This is a genomic window from Georgenia sp. SUBG003 (assembly GCF_000715355.2).
Taxonomy (GTDB): domain Bacteria; phylum Actinomycetota; class Actinomycetes; order Actinomycetales; family Actinomycetaceae; genus Georgenia.
This window is the reverse complement of the sequence record NZ_CP180204.1, coordinates 3,448,589-3,462,223: the sequence shown is the minus strand read 5'-3', so window position 1 is coordinate 3,462,223 and position 13,635 is coordinate 3,448,589. Positions and strand designations below refer to the sequence as shown.

Sequence of the window (13,635 nt, the reverse complement as noted above, 5' to 3'; positions counted from 1 at the left end):
CCTCTTCGGACGTCCCGCGCTATCCCGACGCGTTCCCGCCTGGATGGACATGCTCACCTCCGAACCGGTCGCTGCCGCCGAGTTCTACGGCGAGCTCTTCGGCTGGCGGTTCCACGAGCTCGACGACGCACCCCGGCCGTACCGGGTGGCGAGCCTCCCGGACGGCGACGTGGCGGGGGTCGGCACGCTCGTCGCGGGCAACCCGGGCTGGACCATGTACGTCCGCGTGCAGGACCTCGAGGACACCGAGCGACGCGTGCTCGCCGCCGGTGGCCTGGTGCGCGAGCCGTCGCACGAGGCGTTCGACGGTGGCCGTCGCACGCGGTTCGAGGACCCGGCCGGTGCGGTCTTCGGCGCGTGGACCGGCGGCAGGCACGAGGGCGCCGAGGTGGTCAACGTGCCGGGCTCGTGGAACTTCAACGAGCTGCACACGCCCGACGTCGCCGCGGCCACCGAGTTCTACGCCGCGGTGTTCGGCTGGCGGACCACCGACTTCCGCCCCGGGACGTGGATGGTCATGCGGCCCGGCTACGCCGACGTGCTGGAGCAGCGCACCCCCGGGACGCTGGCCCGGCATGCCGAGCTGGGCGCCCCGCCCGGCTTCTCCGACTCCGTCGCCTGGATCGTGGAGCGGGCCGAGGGAACGCCCCGCTGGAACGTCACCTTCGCCGTCGCCGACGCCGACGACGTAGCCGCCCTGGCCCGCGAGCTCGGCGGGTCGGTGACGACCGAGCCGGCCGACGTAGGCGGCTCCCGGGTGGCGGAGCTGGCCGACCCGCAGGGCTTCCCGTTCAGCGTGAGCCGCTGGTACGGGTCGGTGTGAGACGCACCCCGGCAGACGTCACGAGCTCACTTCCGTCACCGGCGACGGCGTCGCCCCCGGGTCACCTTGCCTGGATGCGCTCGTACGTCTCGACGAACCGGTCGACCGGCATGCCGGCCACTGTGCGCGCGAGGAGCTCGTCGTCGATGTCGGCGGGCCGCCTCAGCCGCAGGCACGACTTGCCCATGTCGAGCCTGCCGGTGCTCGCCCGCCAGGCCTCGCGGAACGCCTCGACGTCCTCCGGCACCGAGTAGACCCCCATCAGGTACACCGACAGGTAGTTCTTCTGGGCCCCGATGCTGACGTAGCCGAGCGGCTGACCGTTGTACGTCCTGGGGAACCGCGCGAGCGGCACCACCCAGGTGGGCATGCCCTAGTGCATGCCCAGCTCGTACCCCTCGGGCATGGCGCCGGAGATGGTGTCGAAGACGTCTCCGAGCAGCTCGCGCCACTGCTCGGGCGCGGAGTCGAGGTACGCGGCGACGTCGTCGGGGACAGCGGTCCTGGGGGCGTTCACAGCCCTACTCCATCACGGACCACCGACACCCGGCCGCATCCGCCCGCCGGGCGTGGGTCGGCACCGCCTTGGGCACGAGCACGCGTCGGATCAGGAGTCGGACGATGACCTGCCGGAGGAGACGACGCACCGGCCGGCGCCCGGAGCGGGCACCGGCCGGCGGGTAGGCCGGAACGGCAGGTTCTCGGGACCGGTCGTCGGCTACCGGGGGCCGGGGTGCTGCTCCGCGGCGAGCTCGGCGGCCGCGGCGACGGCGACGTCCGGGTGGTCGGAGAAGATCCCGTCCATGCCGGCCTCGAGGAACACCTCGATCTCGCCGGCCATGTCACCGTGGGCGGCGGGGTCCGCCGACGAGCGGAACTCGGCCGGCAGGAAGGTGTTCTCCGCGCGGAACGTCCAGCCGTGCACCTCCAGCCCGGCGCGGTGCGCGTCGGCGATCACCGAGGTCGGCCCGGCGAGCGTGCCGTCGGCGTCGCGCGGGATCATCACGTCCTTGCAGGCGCCGAGGACGTCCGCGTACCCGGCGATCTCCTTCAGGCCCTCGGCCGTGGTGAGGTCGGCGTAGGTGCGCGGGTCGCCGGCGGCGACGAGGTCGTAGGGGGCGCCGGAGCAGTTGACGAGCTGGGCCAGGGCCACGTCGGTCAGGCCGTCCAGGTCCTTGAGGTTCTGCGTCTCGAAGCTCTGGATCACCACCGGGTCCTGCTTGTCGCCGTACCCGTTGGCGTCGAGGATCTCGGCAACGCCCTCCTCCATCGACAGCCCGATGGAGTCGAAGTAGCTCGGGTGCTTGATCTCCGGGGCCACGCCCATCGGCTCGCCGTCGCAGGTGCGGGAGTGGCGGGCGAGGTCGACGACCTCCTCGAAGGTCGGCACCTGGTAGAGCCCGTCGAACTCCGTGTTGCCGGGGCGCGTGGCAGGGATGCGTTCCTTCGCGCGCAGCGTGCGCAGCTCGGCGAGGGTGAAGTCCTCGGTGAACCAGCCGGTGATCGCCGTGCCGTCGATCGTCCTCGTGGTGCGACGGTCGGCGAACTCGGGGTGGTCGGCCACGTCGGTCGTGCCGCCGATCTCGTTCTCGTGGCGGGCGACGAGCACGCCGTCCTTCGTCGAGACGAGGTCCGGCTCGATGTAGTCCACGCACTGGTTCATCGCCAGCTCGTAGGCGGCGAGGGTGTGCTCCGGCCGGTACCCGGAGGCGCCCCGGTGCCCGATCACCTCGACGGGGTCGTTCGGTCCCCCCTGGGCCCCGCGGGCGCCGCCCCGGTCGGACTTCTTCAGGTCGAGCACGATCATCTCGGTGTCGTCCGGCGTGCCCGGGTAGCGGGAGTCGTTGCCGGGGTAGTTGTTGTCGTTCCCGATCAGCAGCCGGCCGTCGGCCAGCTGGAGGACCACCTCGACGGACTGCATGGGGAACGCGAAGTCCTCCCCGACGCCGTACGCGCCGTCGGAGGTCTCCGTGCCGACGAGGCCGGGGTTGGCGATGTCGAGAAGGTCGACGACGAGCTCCTTCTCCACGTACCCGGCGTCGTCAGTCCTGCGCAGGTCGATCTCGTACACGCGCTTGGTGACCGCGGCGGGGCCCTCGAAGTCGTCGCGCTCGAGGACGAGCAGGCGGTCCTTCTTCACGGTGAAGGCATCGCCGACGAGGTTGGCGTCCGTGTCCGCCTCGTACCGCCAGGTCCGTTCGGTGTACTCGCCGGTGGCCGTGTCGTACTGGAAGATCCAGCGTCGGCGCTGCTCGTCGTCGTCGGCGACCGCGCCCTCGAGGATCGGGTAGAGGTAGCGGCCGTCCTCCGACGCGGCCATTCCCTCGAAGCCCTTGGAGGCACGGACCAGCGGCTCCTCGCCGTCGGCCAGGTAGGGGCTCTGGGGCGACCGGAGCTCGCCGTCGGCCCCGGGCCGCCGGTCCGGGAGCGGGACCGGCGCCGCGAGCAGCTTGCCGGTGGCGTCGACGTGGAGGAGGAACGGCCCGAACTCCTCGCCGATCCAGAACGTGCCGTCCTCGGCGCGGACCAGCGACTCGATGTCGAAGTCGTTGCCGGTGAGCAGCCGCTCCTCGGTGCCCTGGTTGACGATCGGGAACTCGATGTGGCCGTCGGGGTCGCGCAGGGAGATGAAGTCGTCGACGACGATCTCGCCAGCTCCGCCGTCGCGGTCTCCCAGTCCGGGGTGACGCGGTAGACGCGGAGCAGGAAGTCCGCCGAGTTCTGCTTGTTGCCGAATCCGTTGTCCGGCATGGCCCAGAAGGAGCCGTCACCGCCGTCGACCATGGCGGAGAAGCCGGGGATCACCTGCCCGTCGAACGGGCCGGTGCGGCCGTTGGCCGGCGTCGCCGCGGCGCCCGACGGCGGGCCCTCCGCGAGGTGGTCGGCGGACAGCGTGGCGCGTTGCTCGAGCGTGGGAACCAGGTGCGGGCCGCGCCCCTGCTCCGACGTCGGGGCGGCCGTGGCCACCATGGGCACGGTCAGGACGGTTGCCGCGGTCAGTGCGGCGGCTGCGATTGTTGTACGCATGCGGCCGAAACTAGGGCCGCCCGGTTGCGTCCGCGCGTCCGGACCTCGACCGGTTCGTGAACAGTGGGTGCCGTCGCGGCGCTCCGTCGGGGCCAGCGGCGTCCGGAGAGCGCCACGGGGCGGCCTCGGACCCCACGGCGGCGCCCGGGAAAACATGCTGACGAGGCCGCCGGGCCCCGGAAGAATCGGGCCTGTCCCACGTGCGCGAGGAGGCTCAGCGATGACCGGACGTGACACTCTCGCCGGACCTGCCGTCGACGGTGGGGCGAGAGCCGCCGTCGACAAGGGCGGAAGTCGGCCCGAAGGTGTGTGGCGGCGTCTGACGGCGTGGCGGTACGCCGCACGCCGGCGGCTGTACCGCGGCGGCCGTGCGGGGCGGCTGGCCCGCGCGGCGAACCGCCTGTCGGCGATCCAGTTCTCCTCCGGGATCCTGACGCCGAGGCAGGCGGCGACCCTCGAGGTGCGCGGTCGCCGTTCGCGCCGGGTGATCTCCTTCCCCGTGGTCGTCGCCGACCACGACGGCGAGCGGTACGTGGTGTCGATGCTGGGCGGGAGCACCAGCTGGGTCCGCAACCTCCGGGCGGACAACCGTGCCGTGCTGCGGCGGCGCCGCGCCGAGCGCGTCCGGCTGGTCGAGGTCGACCCGGGCCGGCGGGCGCCGATCCTGCGCCGCTACCTCGACCTGGCGCCCGGGGCGCGGGCGCACATCCCCGTCGACAGGCGTGCGCCGATCGCGGAGTTCGAGCGGGTCGCGCAGCGGTTCCCGGTGTTCCGCGTCGTGCCGGGCTGGTCGGCCACCTCGCCGGGCGTGCCACCCGAGCCCGGCGACAGACCGCCCGACCTTCCGTAAGTGCGCATCAGCAGGGGCAGTGGGCCTGGACCGGCTGCATCTGCGCAGGGTCACTTACGGAGCGGTTGCCTGGCTGCACCGGCGGCCCCGGGCGGCTGGCTGCGCACCGGCGGCCACGGGGCGGCTGGCTGCACCGGCGGCCACGGGGCGGCTGGCTGTGCACAGGACCGCTGACGTGCCTGGGCGGCGGCGAGCGTACTCGACACCGCGAGCGCCACTGGCTGGCCACCAGCGCTCGGGCCTCGACGCCGCCCGCGATCGCCGGGTTGCGCAGGCCGCGGGCCCGGAGGTGCTCGAGCACGTCGAGGGCGGGTCGGTCGTGGTTGAACGTGTACAGGTGCAGGCCGGGCGCACCCGCGGCAAGGACCCGGTCGATCAGCGCGAGGGTGGCGTCGATGCCCCGGCGCAGCCGCTCCTGCTCGTCCTCGACCGCGAGCAGCGCGTCGATCGTGGCGGGCACCGGGACGCCGGTGAGCTCGGAGAGGCGGTGGAGGCGGCCGCGGTCGGTCATCGGGATGACGCCCGGCAGGATAGGGATGCGGATCCCGGTGGCGCGGGCGTCGGCCACGAGCGAGCCGTAGGCCTCCGGCTCGAAGAACACCTGGGTGATGGCGAAGTCCGCGCCCGCGTGCTGCTTCTCCCGCAGCGCCTCCAGCTCCGCGCCGCGGTCGTGGCTCACCCCGGCCGGGTAGGCCGCGACGGCGACCGAGACCGCGTCCGCGGGCTCCACCCCGAGCTCCCGGGCGACGACGGAGGGCGGTTCCGGCGTCGGGTCACGTCGGCCCTCGCGTGAGCGGACGCCGTCGGGCGAGGGAACGGCCCCCGGCGAGCGGACGACGCCGGGCGACGCGGCGGCCGGAGGGGCGGCGGCCCCGGCTGTGCCGAGATGCTCGGCCTCGACCTCGCGGATGAGCGCGACCAGGTCGCTGGAGCGGCTCAGGCCGCCGGGCACCGGCCGCCACTCCGTCTCGCCGGCGGGCGGGTCTCCGCGCAGCGCGAGGAAGTCACGCACCCCGGCGTCGAGCAGAGTCCTGACGCGGTCGGCGAGCTGCTCGCGGGTGGCCCCCACGCACGTGAGGTGGGCGATGGGCGGGACGTGCGTCTCGGCGAGCAGGCGGCGCACCAGCTTGGTGGACGCGTCGCGGGAGGACCCGGAGGCGCCGTAGGTCACGGAGAAGAAGTCCGGGCCCGCGCCGGCCATGCGGAGCACCCGCTGCCAGATCGTCTCGTCGAGCTCCGGCCGCCGCGGCGGGAAGAGCTCGAAGGAGACGGTCGGGTGGGCGGGCACATGACGAGGCTAGACGGCAGCGCCGCCGCGTCACCCCCTGGGGCGGACGAGGCCCGTGCCGAGCGGCGGCCTCAGGCCCCGCGGGCGGTGAGGACGACGGGACCGGCCTCCGTGACCGCGATGGTGTGCTCGGAGTGCGCGCCGCGCGAGCCGTCCTTGCTGCGCAGGGTCCACCCGTCGGGGTCGGTGTAGATCTCGTCCGTGCCGGCCATGAACCACGGCTCGATGGCGACCACCAGACCCGGCCGCAGCGGCAGCCCGCGGCCGGGGCGGCCGTCGTTGGGCACGTGCGGGTCGCCGTGCATGGTCCGGCCGACGCCGTGCCCGCCGAACTGGGTGTTGACGCGGTAGCCGTAGGAGGCGGCCACTCCCCCGATGCGGGCGGAGATGTCGCCGACCTTGTTGCCGACGACCGCGGTCTCGACGGCGGCCGCGAGCGCGGCCTCGGTCGCCTCGATGAGCTTGAGGTCCTCCTCCCGCGCCCGGCCGACGACCACGCTGAGCGCCGAGTCCGCCACCCACCCGTCCACGGACGCGGCGAAGTCGACGGAGAGGAGGTCGCCGTCGCGCAGGGTGTAGTCGTGCGGGAGGCCGTGCAGCACGGCGTCGTTGACCGAGGTGCACAGCACGTAGCCGAACGGGGAGGCGCCGAACGAGGGGTGGTAGTCGATGTAGCAGGACTCGGCGCCCCGCTCGCGGATCATGTCGTGCGCGAGGGCGTCGAGCTCGAGGAGGTTGACGCCGACGGCGGCCTTCGCCTTCAGGGCGGTCAGCACCTCGGCGACGAACGCGCCGGCCGGGCGCATGGCCTCGATCTCGGCAGGAGTCTTCAGGTCGATCACGGGCTCAAGGTTAGGTGCCCGGCGCGCCGGGCGGCGCCCGGCGCCTCGGGCCGCGCGCGCCGGCCGTGCTCTCAGACCGCTCCCGGCGCGACGTGGGCCTCCGCCGCTGCAACCCGTGCCCGCTCGGCGGTCACCGCGTACAGCGGGTCGCCGGGCGCGAGCCGCTGGATGGCCGTCACCTCCAGGCCGGCGGCGGTGAGCTGGGTGGCCACCTCGTCCGGCCTGGGCAGGGACATCCCGCCGTCCTGCGCCCGCAGGAGCAGGTCGAAGTGCCGGCTGAACGCGGAGTCCTCCGCCATCGTGGACACGACGACGAGCCGCCCCCCGGGGGCGAGGAGGCCGCCGACGGCGCGGAGCAGGTCGGTGCGCTCGGCCACCGGCAGGTAGTAGACGACGTTGGCCACCAGCGCCAGGTCCACGGGCCCGCCGAGCGCCCGGGGCCCCTCGGCGGCGACCTCGCGCACATCGGCGGTCAGCACCTTCCCCCGGTGCGCGAGGCCGGCGGTGGCGAGGGCGTGGACCGCGAGCGCGGCGGCCGCGGGGTCGATCTCGATGCCGACGCCGGCGGCCTCCGGGGCGGCCGCGAGCATGTGGACGAGGTGGCTGCCGTCGCCGCAGCCGACGTCCAGGAGCCGCCGCGCCCCGGACTCGCGCACCTCCCGCGCCAGCGCGTCGTGCACGAGCGGTTCCATCGCGCGGGACAGCCGGGCGATGACGTCGCCGTGCCGGGAGACGTCGTCGCGGGCCCGTCCGCCCGCGAGCTGGCCGGGCAGGTCGCGGTACAGACCGGTGTGGAAGTCGCTGAAGCCCTCGTAGGCGGCCCGGACGACGTCGTCGCCGAGCAGGGCCCTGCTGCGCCGGGTGAGCCGGTGGACGCCGTCGGCGGTGCGTACCAGGCCGGCGGCCGTGAGGGCACGGAGGAAGGCCTCGAGCAGCTCGACGTCACGCGCGCCGATCTCCTCGGCCAGGTCCGACGTCGTTCTCGGGTGGCGCAGGGCGTGCAGGACGCCGGTCGAGAGGGCCCCGCCGACGGCGGCGACGCGGACGGCGGCCTGCCCGTCCCGGACGGCGCGCAGCCGTTCGACGGCGTTGCCGGACCGGGCGATCTTCACGAGGGACTTCGGGCTGACGAGCACGGCGGACTCCCTGCGACGGGGTCCGACCAGAGTACGCGGGGAGCCCGGGCGCGGTCACCGCTCCCGAGGATCCGGCGCGTGCAGCCGGTGGGGACGCAGAAACGCACCGATCAGCCCGTCGTCCGCCCCGCCGCTGCGCCCGGACGCGAGCAACGCCATCCCCGCCGCCGCGTGCCCGAGCACCCCGGCGTGGGCGACGACGTCGCCGGGACGGGCCCCGGAGCGCAGCACGGGCCTGCGGCCGCCGAGGTCGCCGTGGACCGTCACGGCCACCACGAGCTGCGTCCCCGCCGAGAGGTCACCGCCGTCGACGCCGACGCCGAGCGGCCCGCACAGCTCGGCGAAGCCACGGCTGAGGTCGTGGACCCACGCGACCGAGGTGGTCGGCGGCAGCACGAGGGAGACGACCATCGAGGAGGGCTCGGCCCCCATCGCGGCGATGTCGGAGAGGTTCTGGGCGGCGGCGCGCCAGCCGACGTCCGCGCCGTCCCCCCAGTCGAGGCGGAAGTGGAGGTCCTCGACCAGGACGTCCGTCGAGACGCAGAACCGCCCGTCCGGGGCGGCGACCACGGCGGCGTCGTCGCCGGAGGGCACCAGCGTGTGACGCCCACGGGGCAGCAGGGGGACGAACGAGGCGATGAGCTCGTCCTCGGAGAGGTCGGCGACCATCGTGGTGTCCATGCCGTCACCGTAGCTGGCCCGGCGCGGCCACCGGTGCACCCGGACGTCGGGCCGGCACCGTCGCCGCCCCGGCGGCGCAGCTACAGTGACGGGGTGTCCCGCCGGTCCGTCGCCCTCCTGCTCGTCCCCCTCGCCGTCCTGACCGGCTGCTCCTCCCCCCGTCGATCTCCCTCCCGGCGCCCACGCGTCCGACCCGACCTGCGGGGACGTGCTGATCTCCACCCCGGACGAGCTCGGCGGCCTCGAACGGCGCTCCACCTCCGCGCAGGCCACCACGGCCTGGGGCGACCCGGCGGTGACGGTCAGGTGCGGCGTCGAGCCGCCCGGCCCCACCACGGACCGGTGCCTGAGCGTCGACACGGGCGACGGCAGCTCCGTCGACTGGATCGCGCTCGAGGGCGACGACAGCGCCCTGCCGGAGCACGCCCGGCAGAGCCGGGGCTCCTGGGCCTTCGTCACCTACGGGCGCGAGCCGGCGATCGAGGTGGTCGTCCCCGCGGAGCAGGGCGCCTCGGGGCAGCCGACGGCGTACCTCGTCGACCTTGCCGGCGCGGTCGACGCGAGCCCCGCCGACCGCTTCTGCGTCGGCGCCACCGACGTGAGATGAGCTGCACCCGGCCCTCGGAGCCTTGGCGGGCGGGCGGGCGGGGCGCGCTCAGCGCAGCCCGGCGGACCGCTCCAGCGCCAGGGACACCAGCTCGTCGATGAGCGCCGGGTACGGAAGTCCGGACGCCTCCCACAGCGCGGGGTACATCGAGAAGGGCGTGAACCCCGGCATCGTGTTCACCTCGTTGACCACCACCTCGCCGCGGTCGGTGTAGAAGAAATCGACCCGCGCGAGGCCCTCGCACCCGAGCGCCTCGAACGCCTGCGCCGCGAGCTCCTGCACGCGCGTCACGACCTCGGCGGGCAGGTCGGCCGGGATGGCCATCGTCAGGGGCGCGGTGTCGAGGTACTTCGTCTCGTAGTCGTAGAAGCCCGCCGCCGGCGAGTCGAGGACGATCTCGCCGGGCACCGAGGTGCGCGGGGCCTCGTCGCCGTGCCCCTGGAGGACGGCGCACTCGATCTCGCGGCCGCTGATGGCCCCCTCGACGACGACCTTGGGGTCGTGCCGCTGCGCCTCGAGCACGGCGGCCTCGAGGTCCTCGGCCCGGTCCACCCGTGAGATGCCGAGCGAGGAGCCGGCCCGGGCGGGCTTGACGAAGACCGGGAGCCCGAGCGAGGCGACGGCGTCGAGCGCCGCGGCCTTGTCGGTGCGCCACTGCCGCGGCGTGATGACGGTGTACGGGCCGACCGGGACGCCGTGCCCGGCCAGGACGACCTTCATGTAGTGCTTGTCCATCGCGGCGGCCGAGGCGAGCACGCCGGAGCCGACGTACCGGGTCCCCGCCATCTCCAGGAGGCCCTGGATCGTGCCGTCCTCGCCGAACGGGCCGTGCAGCAGGGGCAGGACGACGTCGACCGCGGCCAGCTCGTGCGGCACCTGGCCCGGCTCCGCCAGCACCAGCGGCGCCGGGGCATCGCCCAGGGGGACCAGCACCTGCGCCTCGTCGGCGGTGATCTCCGCGCGGCCGCCCTCGAGCCGGGCGGGGTCGTCGGGCGCGAGGACCCACCTCCCGTCCCGGGTGATACCGACCGGCACGACGTCGTACGCGTCGCGGTCGATCGCGCGCAGCACCCCCGGCGGCCGTCGCGCAGCTGACGGAGTGCTCCCCGCAGCCGCGGCCGCCGCGGTGACGTGGGGGCCCCTGATCTTGTGCCCGGCCCCGCCGGCCGCCTCGACCAGCGCCTGCGCCCTGTCGGGGTACGCCACGGCGGCGTTGCGGGCCGCCCGCGTCAGCGCACGCCCCGACGCGTACATCTCCCAGCAGCCCTCGTGCCCGCAGCCGCAGTAGTGCCCGCGCGGCACCATCTCCATGTGGCCGATCTCCCCCCGCGGCGCCGAAGGCCCCGCGCAGCAGACGCCCGTCGGCGATGATCGCACCGCCCAGGCCGGTCCCCACGGTCAGCATGACCATGTTCTCGACGTCGCGGCCGCTGCCGAAGCGGAACTCCGCCCAGCCCGCGGCGTTGGCGTCGTTCTCGATGACGATCGGCAGGTCGATGCTGCTCGCGAGCCGCTCCCGCAGGGGGGTAGTCGCGCCAGGCGATGTTGGGCGCGAACACCACGCCGTCCCGCCGGGGGCTGATGTAGCCGGCGGCCGCCACACCGACGCCGCCGACCTCGCGGCCCTCCCGCAGCTGCGCCACGGCCGTGACCACGGCGTGCTCGATCGCCCCCGGGTCCGTGGGGTCCGTCGGGAAGGTGGCCGTCGCGCCCAGCCGCCCGTCCTCGTCCACGACCCCGGCCGCGATCTTGGTCCCGCCGATGTCAACGCCGATTGTCAGCATAAGTCCCACCTCGTTCGTCAAAAGTCTCGCCGGCATCTTCGCGGCTCCGGCGTGTTCGGTGCGAGAGGCACGCCGACGAGCCGTTCCGGCCGATAATGTGCACCATACGGACGCCCCCTCTGCCGATGGAGACAGCATGGACGAGTTCACCACCCCTCGCCGGGTCGAGGTCGACCCGGCGCGCAGCATCACCGACTACCTGGTCGACCATGCGCGCCAGCGGCCCGAGCAGGTGCTCTACGAGCAGAAGGTCGGCGAGGAGTGGGTGAGGTACGACGCCACGTGGACCCTGGCGCGCGTCGAGGAGCTCGCCAAGGGGCTCATCGCCGCCGGCGTCGGCGTCGGTGACCGGGTGGCGATCATGTCGCGCACCCGGCTCGAGTGGACGCTGGTGGACCTCGCCGCCTGGCACGCCGGCGCCGTGCCCGTGCCCGTCTACGAGTCCAGCTCCGCCGAGCAGGCGCACTGGATCCTGTCCGACTCCGCCTGCGTGGTGGCCGTCGTCGAGAACGCGGGGAACGCGGCGACGGTGGAGGCCGCGCGCGCCTTCGACGGCGGGCTGCCGGTGCTGCGGGAAGTGTGGGAGATGGACGGCGGCGCGCTGGACACCCTCGCCGAGGCGGGCCGCGACGTTCCGGACGAGGAGCTCGAGGCACGCCGCGCGGGCGTCGGGCTCGCGGACCTCGCCACGATCATCTACACCTCCGGCACCACCGGCCGTCCGAAGGGTGCCGAGCTGACCCACGGCAACTTCGTCGAGCTGAGCCTGGAGGCGATCGACGCCCTCGGGGTCGTCCTGCAGCCCGCGAACGCACGGTCCCTGCTCTTCATCCCTCTCGCGCACGTCTTCGCCCGCTTCGTCGAGGTGCTCGTGCTCCTGGCCGGCAGGCCGCTCGGCCACACCCCGGACACGAAGCAGGCGGTCGCCGACTTCGCCACCTTCCGGCCGACGTTCATCCTGTCCGTGCCGCGCGTGTGGGAGAAGGTCTACAACGGCGTCGAGCAGCGCACCGGCGGCGGGCTGAAGACGAAGATCTTCCGCTGGGCGGCCAAGGTCGCGATCACCTACTCGCGCGCCCTCGACACCCCGCAGGGGCCGTCCGCCGCGCTCAGGGGCCAGCACCGGGTGGCCGACAAGCTCGTCCTGTCCAAGATCCGTGAGGCGCTCGGCGGCCAGGCGCAGTACGCCGTCTCCGGCGGCGCACCCCTCGGCGAGCGGCTCGGTCACTTCTACCGCGGCGTCGGCCTCGTGGTCCTGGAGGGGTACGGCCTCACCGAGACCACGGCTCCGACAAACGTCAACAGGCCCGAGAAGATCAAGATCGGCACGGTCGGCCCCCCGCTCCCGGGCACGTCGATCCGGATCTCGCACGACGGCGAGATCCTCGCCAGGGGCGTGCCGGTCTTCCGCGGCTACCACAACAACCCGGCGGCGACGGCGGAGGCCTTCGAGGACGGCTGGTTCCGCACCGGCGACCTGGGGTCCATGGACGAGGACGGCTACCTGCGCATCACCGGCAGGAAGAAGGAGATCATCGTCACGGCCGGCGGCAAGAACGTCGCGCCGGCCCCGCTCGAGGACTCCATCCGCGCCCATCCCCTCGTCTCCCAGTGCGTCGTGGTCGGTGACCAGCGCCCGTTCATCGGGGCGCTCGTCACCCTCGACGCCGAGATGCTGCCCGGGTGGCTGACCAACCACGGGCGGGAGCCGCTCACGGTGGAGCAGGCGGCACGTGACCCGTTCGTGCGCGAGCACCTGCAGATGGCCGTCGACAGGGCCAACACGAAGGTCTCGCGCGCCGAGCAGATCCGTTCCTTCCACGTGCTCGACATGGACTTCACGGTGGAGAACGGCTACCTGACCCCGTCGCTGAAGGTCCGGCGGAACGTGGTGCTGCGGGACTTCACCGGCACGATCGACGACTTCTACGCCGACGCGGCCGCCACCCGCGCCGCCGGGGCCGCGTCCGCCTGACGACGCCGGTCCACACCGGGCCCGTCACCCCCGCGCGGTGACGGGCCCGCGACATGCTCCGCGTCCTCGCCGAGCCCGCCCACGCCATCGACGACGCCGGAGCGTGGGAGGCCACCGTGCGCACCCTGTGGGACGAGGCCGGGTACCGCGAGGAGCGGCACGCCGCGATCGCGCTCGCCCGCCACAGCCGGTACCGGGCGTGGGCGACAGACCCGCCCGCGCTGCCGCTGTACCGGCACCTCGTGGTCACGGGCGCCTGGTGGGACCTGGTCGACGACGTCGCCGCGCATCTGCTCGCGCCGCTCGTGCGCGCGCACCCAGAGCTGGCCGGGACCGTACGGGCCTGGGCGGCCGACGAGGACCTGTGGGTGCGTCGCTCCGCGATCCTCGCCCAGCTGGGCGCCAGCGAGCGCACCGACACCCGTCTCCTGGCGGACTGCGTCGAGGCGAACCTGGCCGGCAGCCGGCACGGATCGGAGTTCTTCGTCCGCAAGGCGATCGGCTGGGCGCTCCGCGACTACGCCCGCACCGACCCGGTGTGGGTGGCGGGCCACGTCGCGGCGCTCGGGGACCGGCTGTCCCCGCTCTCGCGCCGGGAGGCGCTCAAGCACCTCGGCTGACC

At 74.1% G+C, this 13,635-nt stretch carries 12 protein-coding genes and 4 pseudogenes; 5 read left to right on the top strand and 11 right to left on the bottom strand.

Annotation, left to right across the window (positions count from 1 at the left end; translation table 11 throughout):
* Window positions 1-49 precede the first annotated feature (49 nt).
* Window positions 50-823 carry a VOC family protein gene (locus DA06_RS18065; protein ID WP_418605641.1) on the top strand — a complete coding sequence of 258 codons (774 nt, stop codon included), beginning with the start codon at window positions 50-52 and terminating at the stop codon, window positions 821-823.
* Window positions 824-884: 61 nt separating this feature from the next.
* On the opposite strand, the gene DA06_RS18060 is transcribed toward DA06_RS18065, so the two are convergent.
* The 3 genes from DA06_RS18060 to DA06_RS18050 form a co-directional block, all read right to left on the bottom strand.
* Complete coding sequence (locus DA06_RS18060; protein WP_052436937.1) at window positions 885-1,193, bottom strand: DUF1801 domain-containing protein; 309 nt, start codon at window positions 1,191-1,193, stop codon at window positions 885-887.
* Window positions 1,194-1,196: 3 nt separating this feature from the next.
* Entirely contained in the window at window positions 1,197-1,340 is a 144-nt protein-coding gene (locus DA06_RS18055) for a hypothetical protein (RefSeq protein ID WP_418605638.1), read from the bottom strand.
* A 201-nt stretch (window positions 1,341-1,541) separates the two neighbouring features.
* Window positions 1,542-3,446, bottom strand: coding sequence for an esterase-like activity of phytase family protein (locus tag DA06_RS18050; protein WP_418608079.1), 1,905 nt, complete (start codon window positions 3,444-3,446; stop codon window positions 1,542-1,544).
* A 624-nt stretch (window positions 3,447-4,070) separates the two neighbouring features.
* On the opposite strand from DA06_RS18050, the gene DA06_RS18045 reads away from it, so the two are divergent.
* Entirely contained in the window at window positions 4,071-4,700 is a 630-nt protein-coding gene (locus DA06_RS18045; RefSeq protein WP_418605636.1) for a nitroreductase/quinone reductase family protein, read from the top strand.
* 7 nt (window positions 4,701-4,707) lie between these two features.
* Here DA06_RS18045 and DA06_RS18040 read toward each other — a convergent pair whose 3' ends face one another.
* From DA06_RS18040 to DA06_RS18025, 4 genes are all read right to left on the bottom strand, one after another.
* A complete protein-coding gene (locus tag DA06_RS18040) occupies window positions 4,708-5,988 on the bottom strand; it encodes a methylenetetrahydrofolate reductase (protein WP_418605634.1) in 1,281 nt (426 codons plus the stop codon).
* 71 nt (window positions 5,989-6,059) lie between these two features.
* A complete protein-coding gene (map, locus tag DA06_RS18035; protein ID WP_043502707.1) occupies window positions 6,060-6,830 on the bottom strand; it encodes a type I methionyl aminopeptidase in 771 nt (256 codons plus the stop codon).
* 71 nt (window positions 6,831-6,901) lie between these two features.
* Window positions 6,902-7,966, bottom strand: coding sequence for an SAM-dependent methyltransferase (locus tag DA06_RS18030; protein WP_418605632.1), 1,065 nt, complete (start codon window positions 7,964-7,966; stop codon window positions 6,902-6,904).
* 54 nt (window positions 7,967-8,020) lie between these two features.
* Window positions 8,021-8,869: a thiamine-phosphate kinase gene (locus tag DA06_RS18025; protein WP_418605630.1), complete on the bottom strand. Its 849-nt coding sequence runs from the start codon at window positions 8,867-8,869 to the stop codon at window positions 8,021-8,023.
* Between DA06_RS18025 and DA06_RS18020 the strand changes: the two genes are divergently transcribed.
* Entirely contained in the window at window positions 8,856-9,254 is a 399-nt protein-coding gene (locus tag DA06_RS18020) for a DUF3515 family protein (protein ID WP_052436934.1), read from the top strand. The two genes, DA06_RS18025 and DA06_RS18020, sit on opposite strands and share 14 nt — an antisense overlap.
* 48 nt (window positions 9,255-9,302) lie before the next feature.
* Here the strand turns inward: DA06_RS18020 and DA06_RS18015 are convergent.
* The 4 pseudogenes from DA06_RS18015 to DA06_RS18000 form a co-directional block, all read right to left on the bottom strand.
* Window positions 9,303-10,515, bottom strand: a pseudogene (locus DA06_RS18015) (D-alanine--D-alanine ligase family protein).
* A pseudogene (locus DA06_RS18010) lies at window positions 10,512-10,559 on the bottom strand (hypothetical protein); the annotation flags it as partial. The pseudogenes DA06_RS18015 and DA06_RS18010, both read right to left, overlap by 4 nt.
* A 100-nt stretch (window positions 10,560-10,659) precedes the next feature.
* A pseudogene (locus DA06_RS18005) lies at window positions 10,660-10,857 on the bottom strand (ROK family protein); the annotation flags it as partial.
* A gap of 7 nt (window positions 10,858-10,864) precedes the next feature.
* Window positions 10,865-11,038: pseudogene (locus tag DA06_RS18000) on the bottom strand (ROK family protein); the annotation flags it as partial.
* A 136-nt stretch (window positions 11,039-11,174) separates the two neighbouring features.
* Between DA06_RS18000 and DA06_RS17995 the strand changes: the two are divergent.
* Both DA06_RS17995 and DA06_RS17990 read left to right on the top strand, forming a co-directional pair.
* Window positions 11,175-13,013, top strand: a complete 1,839-nt coding sequence (locus DA06_RS17995) for an AMP-dependent synthetase/ligase (RefSeq protein ID WP_043502698.1) — start codon at window positions 11,175-11,177, stop codon at window positions 13,011-13,013.
* Window positions 13,014-13,066: 53 nt separating this feature from the next.
* On the top strand, window positions 13,067-13,633 hold the full coding sequence (locus DA06_RS17990; protein ID WP_418605626.1) for a DNA alkylation repair protein: 567 nt from the start codon (window positions 13,067-13,069) through the stop codon (window positions 13,631-13,633).
* Window positions 13,634-13,635: the final 2 nt, after the last annotated feature.